At 64.0% G+C, this 18235-nt stretch carries 13 protein-coding genes; 4 read left to right on the top strand and 9 right to left on the bottom strand.

The window, feature by feature from the left end; all coding sequences use genetic code 11:
- Positions 1–18: 18 nt before the first annotated feature.
- From AC20117_RS12105 to AC20117_RS12090, 4 genes are read right to left on the bottom strand one after another with little or no spacing between them, the layout of a single operon-like run.
- A complete protein-coding gene (locus tag AC20117_RS12105) occupies positions 19–1878 on the bottom strand; it encodes a dipeptide ABC transporter ATP-binding protein (protein ID WP_074699520.1) in 1860 nt (619 codons plus the stop codon).
- A gap of 2 nt (positions 1879–1880) precedes the next feature.
- On the bottom strand, positions 1881–2735 hold the full coding sequence (locus AC20117_RS12100) for an ABC transporter permease (RefSeq protein ID WP_074699521.1): 855 nt from the start codon (positions 2733–2735) through the stop codon (positions 1881–1883).
- Entirely contained in the window at positions 2735–3682 is a 948-nt protein-coding gene (locus AC20117_RS12095) for an ABC transporter permease (protein WP_074699522.1), read from the bottom strand. Before AC20117_RS12095 ends, AC20117_RS12100 begins: the two co-directional genes overlap by 1 nt.
- A 31-nt stretch (positions 3683–3713) precedes the next feature.
- Entirely contained in the window at positions 3714–5234 is a 1521-nt protein-coding gene (locus AC20117_RS12090; protein WP_074699523.1) for an ABC transporter substrate-binding protein, read from the bottom strand.
- Between the two features lie 167 nt (positions 5235–5401).
- On the opposite strand from AC20117_RS12090, the gene AC20117_RS12085 reads away from it, so the two are divergent.
- On the top strand, positions 5402–6172 hold the full coding sequence (locus tag AC20117_RS12085; RefSeq protein ID WP_074699524.1) for a FadR/GntR family transcriptional regulator: 771 nt from the start codon (positions 5402–5404) through the stop codon (positions 6170–6172).
- Between the two features lie 168 nt (positions 6173–6340).
- On the opposite strand, the gene AC20117_RS12080 is transcribed toward AC20117_RS12085, so the two are convergent.
- The 5 genes from AC20117_RS12080 to AC20117_RS12060 form a co-directional block, all read right to left on the bottom strand.
- Positions 6341–6757 carry an ester cyclase gene (locus AC20117_RS12080; RefSeq protein ID WP_074699525.1) on the bottom strand — a complete coding sequence of 139 codons (417 nt, stop codon included), beginning with the start codon at positions 6755–6757 and terminating at the stop codon, positions 6341–6343.
- Between the two features lie 113 nt (positions 6758–6870).
- Positions 6871–8169, bottom strand: a complete 1299-nt coding sequence (locus AC20117_RS12075; RefSeq protein WP_074699526.1) for a M20 family metallo-hydrolase — start codon at positions 8167–8169, stop codon at positions 6871–6873.
- Positions 8170–8210: 41 nt separating this feature from the next.
- Positions 8211–9986 carry an amidohydrolase gene (locus AC20117_RS12070; RefSeq protein ID WP_083339586.1) on the bottom strand — a complete coding sequence of 592 codons (1776 nt, stop codon included), beginning with the start codon at positions 9984–9986 and terminating at the stop codon, positions 8211–8213.
- The gene (locus tag AC20117_RS12065) at positions 9983–11644 is read right to left on the bottom strand and encodes a thiamine pyrophosphate-dependent enzyme (RefSeq protein ID WP_074699527.1); all 1662 of its coding nucleotides are present in this window, start codon (positions 11642–11644) and stop codon (positions 9983–9985) included. Before AC20117_RS12065 ends, AC20117_RS12070 begins: the two co-directional genes overlap by 4 nt.
- Positions 11645–11726: 82 nt before the next feature.
- A complete protein-coding gene (locus tag AC20117_RS12060) occupies positions 11727–13049 on the bottom strand; it encodes an MFS transporter (protein ID WP_074699528.1) in 1323 nt (440 codons plus the stop codon).
- 165 nt (positions 13050–13214) lie between these two features.
- Here AC20117_RS12060 and AC20117_RS12055 point away from each other — a divergent pair, with 165 nt between their 5' ends.
- The 3 genes from AC20117_RS12055 (at position 13215) to AC20117_RS12045 (ending at position 18185) form a co-directional block, all read left to right on the top strand.
- Positions 13215–14396, top strand: a complete 1182-nt coding sequence (locus tag AC20117_RS12055) for an RsbRD N-terminal domain-containing protein (RefSeq protein WP_074699529.1) — start codon at positions 13215–13217, stop codon at positions 14394–14396.
- Between the two features lie 1510 nt (positions 14397–15906).
- A complete protein-coding gene (locus tag AC20117_RS24320; protein WP_211482279.1) occupies positions 15907–16158 on the top strand; it encodes a helix-turn-helix domain-containing protein in 252 nt (83 codons plus the stop codon).
- Positions 16158–18185 carry a DUF2075 domain-containing protein gene (locus AC20117_RS12045; protein ID WP_083339587.1) on the top strand — a complete coding sequence of 676 codons (2028 nt, stop codon included), beginning with the start codon at positions 16158–16160 and terminating at the stop codon, positions 18183–18185. The genes AC20117_RS24320 and AC20117_RS12045 overlap by 1 nt, the downstream gene beginning before the upstream one ends.
- Positions 18186–18235 lie beyond the last annotated feature (50 nt).

Below are 18235 nucleotides of genomic sequence, written 5' to 3'. Positions count from 1 at the left end.
AGTGCCTTCCGAGAGGATTCAGCGGGACAGCGCGGCTTCGCGCGTGGCAAGTTCGGATCGAAGGGACATGGAGGAGTTAACGAGGGTCCGGGTGTACTCGTGCCGGGGTGCCTCGTAGATCTGCGAGGTGCTGCCGCTTTCCACAATCCGGCCCTTGTTCATGACCACAACGTTGTCGCAGATGTAGCGGACTACGCCCAAGTCGTGCGAGACGAATACGAGGGTCAGCTGGTATTCGTCCACGAGGTCGGAGAGCAGGTTGAGCACCTGTGCCCGCACGGAGACGTCGAGTGCGCTGACGGGTTCATCCGCCACCAGCACGCGCGGCTGGCAGATCAGGGCCCGGGCAATGGAAATCCGCTGGCGCTGTCCGCCGGAGAACTGGTGCGGGAAGCGCTCGGCAGCGTCCACCGGGAGGCCGACGGCAGAGAGCATCTCTCCCACCAGCTTGCGCTGCCTGGCACTGTCCACTTTCTGGCCCGGGGCCAACAGCGGCTCGGCGATGATGTCCTGCACCCGCATGCGCGGATCCAGCGAGCCCATCGGGTCCTGGAAGACAATCTGGAGCTGCTGGCGCAGCTGGGCCAGCTCGCTTTCCTTGGCGCCTGCCACCTCATTGCCGGCCACCCGGACGCTGCCCGACGTCGGCTGGTCCAGTCCTGCCAGGATCCGCAGCAAGGTGGACTTCCCGGAACCGGACTCGCCCACCACGCCGAACCGTTGACCGGCGGCAACATCGAAGGACACACCGCGCAACGCCTGCACCTCGGTGGGCTTGCCGAACAGACTGGTCCGTTGGCGCTGGTACGTCCGGACCAGGTCCTTGACGCTGATCACAGGACTACCGACGGCGGCGGCAGGCTCCGCTATCGACGGTTCCGTTCGCGCTGGCTCACCGAGGTCAACCGGCACCTCCGCAGAGTCAGGGGCAGCCGGGACGGAATCCTCTGCCCGCGCAGCAGGCCCAGCTTCAGGCACATGCAACGCGGCCTTTGGAACCTCGGCGACGACCTGCTCCGGCACCGGAGGCACATATGCCGCCGCGGAGGCCACGGTAAAGAGGCGCCCGTCCGCATCCGTCGCATCCAGGTCAGAGGCGGCCAGCAGGCCCCGGGTGTAGGGGTGCCGCGGCCGGGAAAACACGTCCTCGGTGCTGCCTTCCTCCACCACCTGGCCGTTGTTCATGACCAGCACCCGGTCGCAGACGTTGGCCACCACGGACAGATCGTGCGTGATGAAGAGCAGGCCGGTTCCGCGCTGCTGCACGGATTCGAGGATCAGGTCCAGCACCTGGCGCTGCACCGTGACGTCCAGCGCCGTCGTCGGTTCGTCGCACAGCAGCAGGGCCGGGTCATTCGCCAGCGCCATGGCCAGCATCACGCGCTGGCGCTGCCCGCCGGAGAGCTGGTGCGGATACGCTTTTGCGGCCTCGCCCGGATCCGGCAGCTTCACCCCTGCCAGCAGTTCCACCGCCTTGGCACTTGCCGCCGCCCGACCCGACACCGACTTGTGCTTAAGCATGATCTCGGCAACTTGCGGGCCGACCTTCATCAGCGGATTCAGCGCGGTGAGCGGTTCCTGGAAGACCATGGTCATGTCATTCCCGCGGATCCGACGCAGCTGTTTATCCGAAGCGGTGACGAGGTCGCCGTCGTGCCCTGCCAATCGGATGGAGCCGCTCGCCCGCACACCTTCGGGCAGCAGGCCCATCAGCGCCGTCGTCGTCATGGATTTGCCGGAGCCGGATTCGCCGATCAGCCCCACCCGTTCGCCGCGGTCCATGACCAGGTTGAAGTCCGAAACCAGGGTGCGGTCCTTGGTGGTGACGGAAAGTCCGGCCACCTCAAGCAGCCGGCCGTTGTTCGCAGTCCTGTCCATGCTCAGCGCTCTCCGTTCAGTTTCGGGTCGAACTTATCGCGCAGTCCGTCGCCCAGCAGGTTGAAGCCCAGCACCGCCACGGCAATGGCCGCGCCGGGCCAGACGGCCAGCATCGGGTAGGTGCCCAGGAACTGCTGGGACTCCTGCAGCATCCGGCCCCAGGACGGCACCGGCGGCGGCGTCCCTAAGCCCAGGAAGGACAGGGCGGCCTCGGCCAGCACCGCGATCGCGAAGGAAACCGAGCACTGCACCACCACCATGCCGGCGATGTTCGGCAGCACATGCCGCCGCGCAATCCGGAACGCGCTCTGGCTCGAGGCCTTCGCCGCCAGCACGTACTCGGTGCTCATCACCTGCAGCGTGCCGCTGCGAGCCACCCGCGCAAACCCGGGGATGGACCCGATCCCGATGGCCAGCATCGCCGTCAGCGTACTCGCCCCGAAGACGGCGCCGAACATGATGGCCACCAGCAGCGCCGGAAAGGCCAGCAGAATATCCGCCCCGCGCATCGTCACTTCTTCGGTGGCACCGCCGCGCATGCCGGCCAGGATGCCCAGCGGCGTGCCGATCACCAGCGCGATGCCGACGGCGATCAGCCCCACCAGCAGGGTGATCCGCGCCCCGTACAGGATCCCGGAGAACACGTCGCGCCCGTAGAGGTCCGTGCCCATCAGATGCTCGGCGCTGGAACCCTGCAGCCGGTCGGCGGGAAACGCCTGCACCGGGTCGTAAGGAGTCCAGACCAGGGAGACCAGCGCGGCCAACACCACCACGGCTACCAGGGATGCGCCGATCAGGAGGGTGGGTGCCGGCTTGCGCCGGGAACTGCGGACGACGACGGCGGGCTCGGCAGTCATTACGCCTTCTTCCGGATGCGGGGGTCAAGGACGGTGTAAAGCACGTCCACCACCAGATTGATGATCAGGGTGATGGCCACCAGCACCATCACCACGGACTGCACGGTCAGCAGGTCGCGGTTGCCCACCGCGTCCAGCAACATCGAGCCCAGACCGGGGATGACGAAGACCCGCTCGATCACCACGGCTCCAATGATCAGTGCCGCCAGCTGCACACTGGTCACGGTCAGGACCGGAATGGAGGCGTTGCGCAGCCCATGCTTGACCAAGGCCTCCAGCTTGCCAAGGCCCTTGGCCCGGGCGGTGCGCAGGTAGTCTTCGCTCATCACTTCCATGACTGCGGAGCGCACGTACCTGGTCAGTATGGCGCCCTGCACGGAGGCCAGCGCCAGCACGGGGAGGAACACCCGGGACAGGAAGTCGCCGAAGTCCTCCCCCGGCGGCGTCCAGCCGTTGGCGGGGAACCAGCCCAGCCCGACGGCGAAGACCACCACCAGCAGGATGCCCGCCAGGAAGTTCGGCACCGCGACGCCCAGCTGGCTGATCCCGCTGATGACAATGCCGCTGGGATTGCGGTGCTTGACCGCGGCGTAGGTCCCGAACGGAATAGCGATCAGCAGCGCGACGATCATCGCCAGCACCACGAGTATCAGGCTTACCTGCACCCGGTCCAGCACCAGCGGGCTGATGTCCTGCCGGGTCACATAGGAGATGCCGAAGTCACCGAAGGGCAGCCCGAAAGCCCAGTCGAAGTACTGCACGATCAGGGGCCGGTCCGTGCCGAATTCCGCCCGGGTCTGGGCCAACAGTTCCGGCGTGGCGTTCACGCCCAGCGCGATCTGTGCCGGGTCGCCCGGGATGGTGCGCATGAACAGGAACACCAGCACCGTAGCGGCCAGGTAGGTGACCACAAACCGGGCCAGGTTGATCAGCAAACGGATTGCCACGCCGGCCCCTCCTTACTCGAGGTTGTAGAGCTTACTTCCAGCCGATGTTGGTCAGGTCCAGCGCCTCGGTCACGGAGTTCGCCGGGATCCCGGTTACGTTCGCATCGGCCACCACAATGTTGGGGAAGATGAACAGAACGTTGGCAGCGGCGTCGTCGACGATGGTGCGGACCACGTCCTGCATTCCCGAGACGTAGCCGGCCTCGTCGGCAGCGTCGGCTTCAGCAGCCTTCTCCTTGATCTTGGAATTGTCGTAACCCAGGTAGTAGTCCGGGTTGTTGAACATCGCCAACACGTCCCGGCTCTCCACGGCCAGCACCACGGACATCTGGTAGTCCTGCTTGGTGAAGACCTCGTCCAGCCACACTGCCGGGAACTCGGAGGATTCGATCTTCGCGTTGATGCCCACTTCGGCTAGCTGCGACACCACGATCTCGGAGACGGCGGTGGCATAGGGACGGGTGGGCACGGTGAAGGTGATGTTCAGGTTCTCCGCGCCGGCTTCCTTCAGCAGTTCCTTGGCCTTGGCCGGATCGTACGGGTAGACGTCGTTGAGGTCCTCGTAGTACGGGTCCGTCGGCGGAACGGGGCCGCCGACCACGGTGCCGTAGCCGTTCCACGCCGTGTCCACTACGGCTTGGCGGTCGATCGCATGCATCACTGCCTGGCGGACGCGCACGTCGTCGAACGGTGCCTCGTTGTTGTTCATGGACAGGACAATCTCGCCGTTGGAAGTGCCCTCCAGAACCTGGAACTTGTCGTCGCCTTCAAAGCTGGAGAGCAGCTCCGGTGCCTGCATGTTGTAGACCACGTCCACGTCGCCGGACTGCAGCGCATTGGTGGTAGCGACGGCGTCCGCGAAGTAGCGCAGCGATGCGGTCTCCACACCGGGCTTCTCGCCCCAGTAGTCGTCGCGGGCCGCCAGCTCAATGGACTGGCCGCGGTTCCACGCCTCAATAGCGTACGGACCGGTGCCGATGGCGGTGTTGGCCAGATCATCCACGCCGCTCGGGTCGAACATCGCGCCCACCAGCGTGCCCATGTCGAACAGCCAGGCGTTGCTGGGCTGCTTGAGAGTGACCGCGACTTCGGTGTCGCTGACCACCTCAACCGAATCCACCACGTCCATCTTGGCCTTCAGGCTGGAGACCCAGGCATCGGACTGAACGCGTTCAATACTGAACTTTACGTCTTCCGCGGTAAAGGCCTCCCCGTTGGAGAACGTTGCCCCTTCGCGCAGCTTGAATGTGTAGGTCTTGCGGTCCTCGCTCAGTTCCCAGGACTCCGCCAGCAGCGGCTGGATTTCGCCCTCCTGGTCGATCTCCACCAGCCCTTCGTACACGTTGGACATCAGCGCCTGGGGAATCGCCGCGCCCGCCGTCGTCGTGAAGTCCAGGTTCACCGGTTCCCCAGTCAACGCCACCGTGACGGCGGTATTCTCCGCAGCGCCGTCGGCCGTAGAGCCCCCGGACCCGGCCGAGCAGGCAGTCAAGGACAGCGATCCGGCCAGCAGTACAACTGCCGCACGGCCGTAATTCTTACTCAGGCGCATAGCGTTCTCCATCGATTAGGAACGACACTTCAGTGATGTGATCTATCCAACACCATCCCATGTCTATATTTCTACCTAGTTACATGGTCTTACCAGTTGCGTAAAGCTCGTTTCGAGGGCAATCTTTACTGACAGAGGCCGCAAATTACGACGACGGAAGGCACCTCATGAGCAAGCTGACCTTCACGCCGGCCGTGCCCACGCTGACTTACGAACGCGTGGTGCAGCAGATCGAAGAGGCGATCCTGTCCCGGGAGATCGAGCCGGGCCAGCACCTTCCCAGTGAACGCGAGCTCATGGTGCAGTTCTCGGTCAGCCGCCCCACCATCCGTGAAGCCCTGCGTGTGCTGCAAAGCCAAGGCCTGATCGCGTCCCGCCCCGGTGGACGCAGCGGGCCTGAGGTTCTGGCCGTCTCCCCCGACAGCCTCGGACGTTCCTTCACCACAATGGCCCGCATCGCCTCGCTGTCCCTGTCCGAACTTGTACAGTTCCGGATCGTGCTGGAGAGCTCGGCCTGCCAGCTGGCCGCCGCCCTGCATACGGAGGAACAAGTCGAGAAAATGCGCGACGCCGTCGAGCGCATGGAAGCGGAAGTCGCCAACGGCTCGGACAGCTTCAACCGCGCCGACCTGGACTTCCACGCAGCGGTCTGGGAGGCCAGCCACAACAGTCTGCTGCGGATCTGCGGCGAAGCCGTAGCCGGTTCCATCCTCAACCTCATGAATGACCGGATGGAACGCTCCGGCAATTCCACCGCGGCCATGGAAGGAGCCGTGGAGCGGGACCGCGCGATTTTCCGGGCCATCGCCGCGGGCGACGCCCTTGCAGCTGGCAATACCGCCCGCAATGCCATCGCCGCCTACTTCGCCGACTATCTCGATGAAGAAGGCGCCCGAGGCCTCAGCGCCCTGACCGGCGCGGAGCGCCCGACACCCTAAACCCGCGGCGTGGTTCCACCTTCCATCTCAGCTACCGAGAGAACGGATGTGGTGCCGCTAGCGAACTGCGTCGCATAAGGAACTGCACCTCGGAAAAGCAGACTCTAAATTTCGGGTCCAACTTTCCGGGTGCAGTTCAACGCCGGCTCTCCCGCCGTCGCGCCTTGGTTACAAATGAACGGCGCCGATCTGCTGCATCAGTTTCAGCATGTCCGTCGCTCCCCAATGCTCGACTACTTGGCCGTCCTGAACACGGATGATGTCGATGCCCCCGAACTCCACGGTGTTGCCGGTGGGGGCAGTCCCCATCAGTTCGCCCTTGTGGGTGCCGGTGAGGACGACCCGGGCCGCCTCCAGGTCCCCATCAGTCATCGTGGGATTGATAGTCTTCACCTTGATGTCAGGAAAAGCCTTCCTGAACGTGTCAACGTAGAACCTGATGCCGTCCAGACCGGACGGTTGGCCGGGCATAGGCTCCTCGTGGTCCGTGTAGCTCTCACTGCCCAGCTGGTCGATCAGGTCCAGGTTCCCTCCCTCCATGATTTCCCGGTAGAACCGCTCGATAATTCCCGATCCGCGTGCCATTATCCGCTCCTTCGCTGGCTGCAAATCCCCCGATTCGATGATCCCACCGGAGATATTGCGACATGCCGCTTCAGGGGCGCCCTTTTTAGCCAGCGCCGCACCGGAACCGCTTGTCAGTCTCCCGAGGCGTTGGGCGAGACGAAGTCTCCCATCACCACGCGTCCCAGCACTTCGGTGAGCAGATCCACGCCGGCGAGCATGTCGTCGTCGTTGGTCAGTTCCTTCTCGTTGTGCGAGATGCCCTCGACGCTGGGGACGAACAGCATGATCGTCGGGACGATGTCCTTCATGTTCGTCGAGTCGTGCCCGGCCAGTGTGCGGACGGTTCCGTACGGCAGTTCCAGGGCTTCGGCGCTCTTGGCGGCGAGGCGCATGCCCGCTTCGTCGTAGGCCTTGGCCGCCCAGACATGTTCGGCGCCGCGCTCGATCCGCACGCTCGCCTTCCGCTCGATCTCCGCCACCCTGCGGTGCAGTTCTGCATCGGCGGCAGCCAGCACGTCGGGGTCGGTGCTGCGCACGTCAACAAGCAGTTCCACCCGGCTGGCAACCACCACGGGTGAGTTCGGGTAGACCGTGAACTCCCCGCAGGAGGTAATGACGGAATGCTCCTCGGTGCTGAACTCGTCGGCGATCTCCCGCGCGGCGACCACCAGCGAGGAGGCCCCGAGCAGCGCGTCGTGCCGGTCGGCGATCACGGTGGCGCCGGTGTGCGCCTGCTCCCCGTGCACGATGAACTCATACTTGTTCGCGCCCCAGGTGGATTCGACCAGACCGATGGTCAGCCCGGCGTCCTCAAGCGACCGCCCCTGCTCAATGTGGATCTCCAGGTACGCGGCCACATCCAGCGAAAAGTCGCCGATCGTCCCGATGGCCTCCAACGCCTCGCGGACGGTGGTGCCGTGCGGATCGGTGGTGGCCAGAACCTGCTCGGCGGGCAGCTTGCCGGTGAAGACGGAGCTGCCCATCATGGAGGGCTTGAAGCGGCAGCCTTCCTCGTTGAACCAGTTGATGACGGCGATGTTGAACACCGGTTCGGTGCCCTCTGCCGCCAGCCGCGGCTTGAGCCGGATCGCCGCGTGGGCTCCGGCCAGCACACCGTAGGCGCCGTCGAACCGCCCGCCCAGCGGCTGCGAATCCAGGTGCGAGCCCACCGCGATGTACGGGGCGCCGGGTGCCAGCTCGAGCAGCGCGAATTGGTTCCCCACCACGTCGTAGCGGACATCGAAGCCGTGCCCTTCCACCAGCCCGCGGAACCACGTCCGCGTCTGGCCGTCGGCAAACGTCCCCGCCTGCCGGTCCACTCCCCCGCCGGGCGTGGCCCCGAACGTGCTCATCGAGCGGAAGTCGTGCAGGAAGGCGCCCGCATCGTCGCCGGAGACGGAGGGGGCGGGCTGGGCGGAGGTGGTGGTCATGGGTGGAATCCTAACGGCTCGGTCTGACGTGCAGATGTTTATCAGCGAACGACGGCGGCGCCGGGCTCGGGCGCGAAGAGAGACTCAGGCGCGGGGCTGGCAGTGCGGCCGGCATCTGGGCCAGCAGCAGAGCCGACAGCCGGACCTGCACCTGTGCGTGCGCCCAACCTGTCGTAGCTGAATTCGCCGCCGACGATCGTGGCCAGCACTTCGAGGTGGGAGATGTCCGGCGCGTCCAGCGGCGACCCGGTGAGCACCGCGAAGTCCGCCAGCTTGCCCCGGCGCAGCGTGCCCTTCTGGTCGGCGGTACCGGTAGCCCGGGCGGCCCAGTCGGTGTAGGTTCGCAGGGCCTCTTCGGCGGTGAGGCCCTCGGCCGCGCCCCCAAGGATCTTGCCCTGTTCCGTGCGCCGATCCACCCAGGACTGCATCGCGCGGAGAACAATGTTGTCGGCCACCGGCAGGTCGGAGCTGCCGGCCACCAGAATGCCGGCGTCCACCAGCGAGCGCCCCCGGTACAACCAGCCTTCGCGCTCGGGCCCCACCAAGGCGGCGAACTGGTCGCCCAGCGGCCCGATGAAGGCGGCCTGCGGAGCGACCGCAATCCCGGCGGCGGCGACAGGGGCAAGCTGGTCAGGGCGGGCGATGCCGAAGTGCTCGATCCGGTTGGGCAGGTGGTTCCGGCCGTAGCGCTCCTGGCAGCCGACAATGATCTCGGTGGCCAGGTCGATGGCCGCGTCGCCGATCGCGTGCAGCGCGATCGGCCAGCCGGCCCGGTAGGCGGCGTCGACGCGTTCGCGGTAGGCCTCGGGCGAATCCAGCAGATAGCCGGTGTTGTGCTGGTGTCCGCAGTAGTCCTCGGTGACAGCGGCGGTCGCGCCCAGCAGGGAGCCGTCCATGAACACCTTCACCGGCCCCAGCGACACCCACTCGTCGCCGAAGCCCGCAACGGCGCCGAGGTCGAGCCCGCGGCCGGAACCCGTGCCGTGCATGTCCGCCGCGTTCGCCTCGATCGGCCGCAGCGAATCCAGCGCGGGCATCAGCTGGGCGCGGGCGTGGAGCTTGCCGGCGCGCTTCGCGGTCAGATACGCCTGCACTTCCACGGGACTGTGCCCGATCCAGCCGCCACCGATGCCGGCCTCGGTGAAACTTGTGATGCCTTCGGCGGCGTAGCGCGTGGTCGCCGCGTCCAGCGCCTCGACGATGCCCTCCACCGGATACGGCAGCAGCAGGTTTTGGATCAGCTGCTGTGCTGACTCTTCAACCACGCCGGTCGGATAGCCGTCGGCCCCGCGCAGCACCGCACCGCCGGTGGGATCGGCGAAGCCGGGCTCGAAGACGCCGGCCAACCGCAGCGTGGCGGAGTTGGTGATGGACAGGTGCCCGGAGACGTGCCGCAGGTAGAGCGGGCGGTCGCCCGTGATCTCGTCCAGCCGGCGGATGTCCGGGAAGGCCCCGCCGTGGTGCTTGTGGTTGAAGCCGGTGCCGTTGACCCAGGAGTCAGGGGCGCCGCCGGGCAGCGCATCCAGCCGCCGGACCTCGGCTTCGAGCAGTGCATAAAGTTCCTCAAGGCCGCGGGCCTGCTCCAGTTCGACGGCGCCCAGGCCCAGCCCCCACCACGTGGTGTGGCAGTGGGCGTCGATGAAACCGGGCACCACGGTGGCGCCGCCCAGCGAAACTTCCCGCTCGGCCGTGCAGCCCTCAAGCTCTTCGTCGAAGCCAGCGATCCGCCCGCCCAGCACGCCCACGGATGTGGCACGGGGACGGCCGGCCTCGAGGGTGATGATGTCGGCATCGCACAGGATCAGGTCCAGTTTCATCGCGCGCCTTCTTCCACGGCAACCTCGGCTAGCTCTTCCGGCGCGTTCGCAGTCCCGGGCGGCATTGTCTCCGGATCGGTCACCAGGTGCAGCAGCGCCAGCTTTCCGCTGGACAGCGCACGCTCCAGCGCCGGCCCGAACTCTTCGGTCTTCTCGACCCGTTCGCCGTGCCCGCCGAAGCTGCGGATCCAGTCGGCGAAGTCCGGGTTGACCATCGAGGTGCCGGACGGCCGGTCCGGATACTCCCGCCGCTGGTGCAGCACAATAGTGCCGTAGATCCCGTTGTCCACCACGATCACCAACGGGGCCGCACCGTGCGCCGCCGCCACGGCCAGCTCCTGCGCGTTCATCAGGAAGTCGCCGTCACCGCAGACCGCCACCACCTGCCGCTCCGGCTCGATCAAGGACGCAGCAACGGCGGCCGGAACGGCCAGGCCCATGGCCCCGTTTCGCGGTCCGATCAGCGAACCGACCCCGTGGTGGGTCAGGTAGCGGTGGCCCCAGAGCGTCGCGTTGCCGGCGCCGTACGTGACCACTTTGTCCGCGGGCAGCCGGTCTTCGAGCACGCCGAAGGCCACGCCCAGGTCCACGCCCGGGCTGTGGTCCGGCCGCGGGGTGGCGTACCGGCGCTGGTCCTCGGCGAGCGCTTCCATCCACCCGTTCCCCCGGCTTCCGCGCGCCTCCGCGGCAGCCGGCAAGGCCCCAACGAACGACGACGGCGGCACCGCCAGGTGCAGGTCGATCCGGCCCGAATGTGTCGCGGCGTCCGGGTCCGGCAGCACCAGCACCGTCGGCGCCTTGAACCCCTTGGTGTAGCCGTCGCTGAGCACATCGGTCCGCCCGCAGCCGACAAACACCAGCAGGTCAGCCTCGTCCAGCCGGGCCGCCAGCGTGTCCGCGCGGCCGTAGCCCAGCCAACCCGCCCAAGCAGGAGAACCGTGCGGAACGACGTCGTACGCCCGCCAGTCCGCGGCCACCGGAACCTGCGCCTCGGCCGCCCACGAAGCGAGCTTCCCGCCGTCGTCGCCCCAGCCGTCCCCGCCCACCACGATCAGCGGTCGTGCGGCAGCGGCCAGCCGGCCCGCCAGTTCCTCCATCGCGGCCGGCGGCGGCACGGCAGCAGCCAGCGCGCGCGGCGGAACCACGTCGGCGTCGGTCAGCCGGACCAGCACGTCCTCCGGCAGCCCGATCACCACCGGCCCGGGCCGGCCGGAGACCGCCAGCTGCATCGCCCCGGCCACCGTCTCCGCGGCGCGGTGTTCGTCGTCGAGCACCACCACGCGCTTGGCCGTGGTGGCGAACCAGCCCTCCAGGCTGAACTCCTGGAACGAATCCCGCCCCCGGTCCGCCACCGGGATCAGCCCGACAAAGAGCACCAGCGGCGTCGCGTCCTGCCAGGCGGTGTGCACGGCGATCATCGCGTTCGCCGCGCCCGGCCCGCGGGTGACCATCGCGATGCCCGGGATGCCGGTCTTGCGCCCCTCGGCCAGCGCCATGAAACCGGCGCCGCCCTCCTGGCGGCAGACCACCGTGGACACGGGCGAATCGTGCAGCCCGTCCAGCACGTCGAGGAAGCTCTCCCCCGGGACGGAATACACGCGGCGGACGCCGTGCGTCTCAAGCTGGCGGACTATCAGGTGGCCGGCTGACTGGGACATAGTGTGGAGCTCTTTCATCAGGAAGGTCGACGCAGGAAGCGGGTCAGGAGCGTCGGCGGGAGGTCGTCGTCGTACGTTGAATTTAGTGCTTGAAGCCGGGCAGGTCCACGCTCATGCGCGGGGCCACGGCACCGGCGACGGCGGTGAACAGGCTCAGGAACACCAGCATCGCGGCGGCCGGCCACCAGTGGTTTGCCGCGGCGGCCACCATGCCCGTGGCCAGCAGCGGCACGAAGCCGGAGAGCATGCCGGCGGTGTTCTGCGCAAAGCCCACGCCGGTGTAGCGGGTGCGGGCCGGGAACAGGCCTGTCAGCACGGTGCCGGAGGCCGCGTACGGGAAGGACAGCGTCGCCACCGCGAGCACCATGCCGATGACCACCAGCACGGGGTTGCCGCTGGCTACCAGCAGGAAGGACGGCACCGCGGCCACGGCGGAGGCGATGCCGCCCACCAGGATCACGCGACTGCAACCGAACCGCTCGCCCAGCCGTCCGCCCAAGATCAGGATGGGGATTTCCACAATGGCGGCGATCATGCCGCCCAGCAGCATCAGCCGAGGCGAGTAACCCAGGATGGCCACGCCGTAATAGACCACAAAGGCTGTGACCAGGTAGAAGCCGCCGACGCCCAGCAGGGCCGCGGCCATGCCGATGATGATGTGCTTCCAGGACTCGCGCAGCGTGGTGCGGATCGGAGCCTTCTCCACCTGGTCGTGCTCCATCAGCTCGGTGAAGACCGGGGACTCTTCGAGCTTGCTGCGGATGTAGAGCGCAATCAGGAGCATCGGGATGGCGGCCAGGAACGGGATGCGCCAGCCGAACGAGTTGAAGCTCTCCTGCGAGAAGAACAGCGTCATCAGGAAGAAGCCGCCGGAGGACAGGATGGTGCCGATCGGCGAACCGATCTGCGGCATGGCGGCGTAGCGGGCACGGCGCTCCAGCGGGGCGTTCTCCACCACAATGGTCATCGCGCCGGACCACTCCCCACCGACAAACAGGCCCTGGAACACGCGCAGCAGCACCAGCAGCACCGGAGCGGCAATGCCAATGGCGGCGTACGTCGGCAGCAGGCCGATCAGCCCGGTCACCGCGCCGATGCCCACAATGGTGACCATCAGGGTCTTGCGCCGGCCGATCCTGTCACCCATCGCGCCGAAGAACATGCCGCCCAGCGGACGGGCCACCAGGCCCACGCCGAAGGTGGCGAAGGAAGCCAGCGCCGCCGCCGTGGCGTTCTCGTTGGCGAAGTATTGCACGTTGAACACCAGCGCCGCCGCCGCGCTGAAGAGGAAGAAGTCGTACCACTCCATTGCGGTGCCGATGAGGGCGCCGATGGAGACCTTCATCGCCTCCTTGTCGGTGATCTGCCGGGTGGCCCCGGCCTCGAGGTTCAGGGTTTCTGACATGGTGCCTCCACGCTTGGTGTTCGGACTGCCCGTTGTGCCGAACGGTGCGCAACGGACTGGAATGCATCCAGCCTGCCAGAGTGCGCCGCATCACACCCGCACGAAAAGTCGCGGGTTTCGGCGGCTAGAATGTGCAAAAGCACAAAAATCGGGGCGGATAACACCATGGCAATACCCAGGAAACAAAAGAACGACGACGACGCCGCGTCGGCCGCCCGCTGGAACGGCCTGCTGGACCAGTTGTCAGTGGACGTGCTGACGGACCAATTCATCGAACGCGTGCTGCAGCTCGACGACTACCGGGACGGTGTCCTGCCGGCCAGTGAGATCCGCCGCACCGGCGCCGCCTCGTTCGCGTCGTTGATCGAAAGCCTGCGCCCCGGCGCCGACAGCGACCGCCTGGTGGCCGAACGGCAGAACATTTCGCTGGACGTCGGCGTCTCGCGCGCCCGGGCCGGCATCCCCGTGGAGTCGCTCATGACGGCCATCCGGATCGACTTCACCGTCATTTGGGGCGAGCTCATGGCCCTCGCCGACCCAAGCGACGCCGAGTTGCTCGTCCGCCGGGCCGAGACGGTGTGGCAGGTGGTGGACTCCTACGCCGCCCAAACCCAGGCCACCTACATCGCCGAACGCCAACGCATGGCCCAGGAAGCGTCCTCCGTGCGGCAGGGCCACGTCGCCACCATGTTCGGCGCGGTCAGCCCGGCGCCCGAGATGCTCACCCGCATCGCCGACGAGCTCGGCATCGATCAGGACGCTCCCCTCGTCGTGGCGGCAGCAACAACGGACGACGCCGCCGCCCTCCGTGTGGTGATCGCCGCGGCTTCCCGCCGTGGTACAGAAATGTTCACCCACCCCTTGCCCGACGGGCTCGTCGCCTTCTGGGCCGCCGACCACCGCCCCGGCAGCGCCGTCCGCGAAGCCATCGAACAGGTCCGGCAGATCAGGTGCGGACTGGTTGAACAGGTGCGAGGCCTCGCGGACCTACGCGTCGCCGCCCAAGCAGCCCGCGCCCTGGCCTCCCTCGTCGAAGACAGCGACCAGCAAGCGCTCACCATGCGCAACGCCTGGGCACGCCTTGCCCGCCACCGCCTCTCCGAGACCGGCGTCCCCGTAGTACCGGATGTCGAAGCGGCGCTTGCCCAAGCCGGACCAGTGGAACGAGCACGGCTTGAAGAGGCAGTCCGCTCCTACATAGCCACCGGCAGCATCGCCCAGTCCGCCGACCAGCTCTTCTGCCACCGCAACACCCTCATGAACCGCCTCCGCCGCTTCACCGACCTCACCGGCATCGACGTCACCATCCCCCACCAAGCCGCCCGCCTCGTCGTCGCTTGGTCCTAGCTGATTACTAGTCAAGGTGGCGTGGATCATCGCGAACCACACTTGCAAATCCTGCAAAACCTCAAGGCATTCAATCCAACACTGCTTTACGGTACGCAGAGTGAGTCATGCCCACTGTGCGTCTTGCCCAGAGCCAGGACTCTTCAGGGCTCATGATCCGTGATATGGAGCGGAGAAAAACCCGGGATCGTTCAGAAAAATCTCCGCACCGGAGAAGGGCCTAATGAAAGTGCAGCGGTGGCTACTGGATAACGCGCTCAACAGCTTAAAACAGGGAACTAGCAGCTTTGCCTATCAGAAAGGAAATCCATCCGTTCGTGCGCCGAATAACATCTCGGCGCCACGTGGCTAGTCAAGTTCGATTTACACGATTTCTTTGGTTCCAATTCTGAAAAAGAGTGTACCGCCTATTTGTGGGATTGGGATACTCGAAGCTTGTCTCTTTCGAACTCGCACGCATCACGACTCGTCAACATCAAACACGGGATCCGACAGGCAGCGTCCGAGGTCCGATTACGGCCTATTCAGGCAAGGAACCCGGTTTCTTACCTCAGGGCGCGCCGACCAGTGGTGCCCTCGCGAATGCCATAGCTAAGGACCTGGATGCAGACCTAGCCGCATTGGCGGCCGAAAGCAATTTAGTTTACACGCGATATTCCGATGACATCATTTTTCTGCTGGAACGACATTCGATAGAGGCTAAGGAGCGGCCTTGGCCCAGCAGGTACGCAACGCCGTTCATAGACACGGTTTCCTATTGCACCACAAAAAGACACGGATCATCATGCCAGGAGCCCGAAAGATAGTACTTGGCCTTCTAGTCGACGGCGAACAGGTGCGCCTGCTTTCTACGTTCAGACATGACCTTCAGTTGCATATACGTGGAACTGCTAAATATGGCCTCTATGCGCATTCGCAACACAGAGGATTCGACACGTCCTTGGTTTTGTTCAATACATTGAAGGGAGTTAACCTTCGCCTTCAGCATCGATGAAGAATGGGCTACGAAGAAGCGCTCTGACTGGCACAATACACTCCATCAGAACGGCTACGGCGTGTGGAATTCTTAAGCGGCTTTGTCTGGGTCTGTAGTTAGTAATAGTTTCGGATTTTGCTGGGGATTCAGTGGGTATTGGTGACGATGTCAGTGACAGCGTCAGCAGGACCGCCGCCAGCGCCCATAGTTCTGTAGTGGGCCAGGTTCGCTGGTTTCCGGGAGGGTCGCGGCCAAGTCAGTCTATGGGGCAACTGCCGGAGACCCTGGTAGAACTGTGCAAAGGACCTCTTTGCAGGCTCTGAGCACCTGACGATTGGCAAGGCTTACTCTACCGGGTGGAAGAGTAAGCCGAGGCGGAGGGGCACGAAATCGACGGGGAGAGATTTCGCTGTCCACATTGAGGGCTGTCAAATGAATCGTGTGGCCAGACAGCCCCTTCAATGTGATCAGATGCACTCGTGATGCTACTTATTGACTGTCGACTTATGAGTAGCAATCAAATCGAATCTTATTGTGCCCATAAACAATTCGACTCATATAGCTAATTACGACTCTGCCCTACGTGCTCTAGGCGACAACCTAAAACGAATACGTAGGCAATTTTCGATTTCGCAAGAACAGCTCGCGGAGCGGTGTGGGCTCCATCGCACCTACGTAGGCGCAGTTGAGCGCGGGGAACGGAACCCTAGCCTTACATCACTTCTGCGCCTATCCCATGGTCTTGGTATCCCGCTGAGTGAACTCGTTTATGGAGTGGACCAGTGATGCTCCCTGTCTTATCAGGCCGCCAAAATCAAGTTCCGGATGCCCGAAGCATCGTCGTCAGAGGGCGAGGGCAACGATCCCTGTACAGCAGCTCAGTTGACGAGTTCTTGCGGACAGAGGACACGACTGTTGTAGGTCAACTAACCTACTTTCACGGCTTTGACACCAACTCTGAACAGGCAGAAGCGTGGGCAAGCGAAATCAGGATGCTCAAGGAACAGCTCCAAGACCTTCGACATGGCCACATCTTTCTAGAGTTCCTGATCCCACGGATGGGACGACGAGCGGATGCTGTCATTGTCCTCGACGGTTTTATATTTGTAATCGAGTTCAAGGTCGGCGCAGGCCATTTCGAGTCCAAGGACCTCGAGCAAACATTCGGGTACGCGTTGGATCTCAAGTATTTTCACAAGAGCAGCCACAATCTCCCGATTGTGCCAGTACTTGTCGCGACGCTGGCTCCCAATACGAGTGTAAACATAACTTGGGACCCCGAGACTATAGCGGCGCCAATCAAAAGCAACGGAAACAATCTTCACTCAATTTTGACCATGATCCCCGCACAAGCAGAGGCCAAGACTTTGGTCGCTGCGGAACTCTGGGCCGATGGCAGCTACCATCCGTCGCCGACCATTGTCCAGGCCGCGCAAGCTCTTTACGCTGGGCACGACGTCAAAGACATCACACGCTCGGAAGCAGACGAAGCTGGGCTGGCCGAAACTTCCGAATACGTTCAAAGCATTATTCACTCCGCTCGCATGAGCGGAGATAAGTGCATAGCTTTCGTTACAGGAGTCCCCGGTGCTGGCAAGACTCTGGTCGGCTTGAATATCGCCACCATGACAAAGGCATCGGACACCGAGCACGCAGTGTACCTGTCTGGAAATGGCCCACTGGTTACTGTGATACAAGAGGCGTTGGCGAGAGATGAATCTCGGCGCCTAGGATGCACAAAAGCCCACAGCCAGCGCCGTGCCGCTGCTTACGTTCAGAACATCCATCACTTCCGGGATGAGTACGTGCGCGATACACGCCCTCCTGTCGAGAACGTCGTCATCTTTGATGAAGCTCAAAGGGCATGGAATCGCGAACAGACTTCAAAGTTCATGCAAACCAAGAAGCGACTTGCAGGATTCGACCAGTCTGAGCCTGAATTTCTAATAAGCGTGATGGATCGTCATGATGATTGGGCGGTCATAGTTGCCCTAGTAGGTGGTGGCCAGGAAATAAACGCAGGCGAAGCCGGACTTGACGGCTGGATCGAAGCGCTCGATCGTAAGCATTCCAACTGGAAAATCTATGTGGCCCCAGAGGTGGAAGATCCAAAATCGATGGGGACTCCCGTGGACCTCGCTCACTATTCCAGTGTCAACGTGGAAGTCTCACCCACCCTGCACCTTAGAACGAGCCAGCGCTCGTTTAGATCTGAACTGATTTCAGAAGGGGTACACCATCTTGTTCATGGCGATCCCGACGCAGCGGCAGAGATTTTTTATCGGACCCATGAACTTTTTCCTATCGTTGTCGCGCGCGATCTAACAGCGGCAAAGACTTGGATTCAAAATAAACGGAAACCGACAGAATCTAGCGGTCTTCTCGCATCTTCGAAGGCGTACCGGCTCCTTCCTGAGGGAATCTTCGTGAAGAACAAGATCGATCCTGCCGTATGGTTCCTCAACGAGCCCGCAGACGTTCGTTCATCTCACGCCTTGGAACTCGTCGGAACGGAGTTCGACGTCCAGGGCCTGGAACTCGATTGGACAATTGTGGCTTGGGATATTGACTACAGATGGAATGGATCGCACTTCGAGCATTGGAAGTTCGCAGGCGCCCGGTGGCAACAAATTAGACAGAATGTGGACCGAGATTTCCTCCGAAACGCCTATAGAGTCCTGCTGACGAGAGCGCGCCAAGGTATGGTCATCTATCTTCCCTATGGATCTGACGACGATCACACACGAAATACGAGTTGGTACACCTCCAATGCCGATTATCTGGACAGCGCGGGTTTGAAGACAATTTCGTGAGGACGTTTCGTCGCCCCGGGCACGAGTGAGGCGCCGCGATTGGGATGTTT

The organism is Arthrobacter crystallopoietes, assembly GCF_002849715.1.
Classification (GTDB): domain Bacteria; phylum Actinomycetota; class Actinomycetes; order Actinomycetales; family Micrococcaceae; genus Crystallibacter; species Crystallibacter crystallopoietes.
The sequence above is the reverse complement of the archived record's forward strand: the minus strand, read 5'-3'. Positions and strand labels throughout refer to the sequence as shown.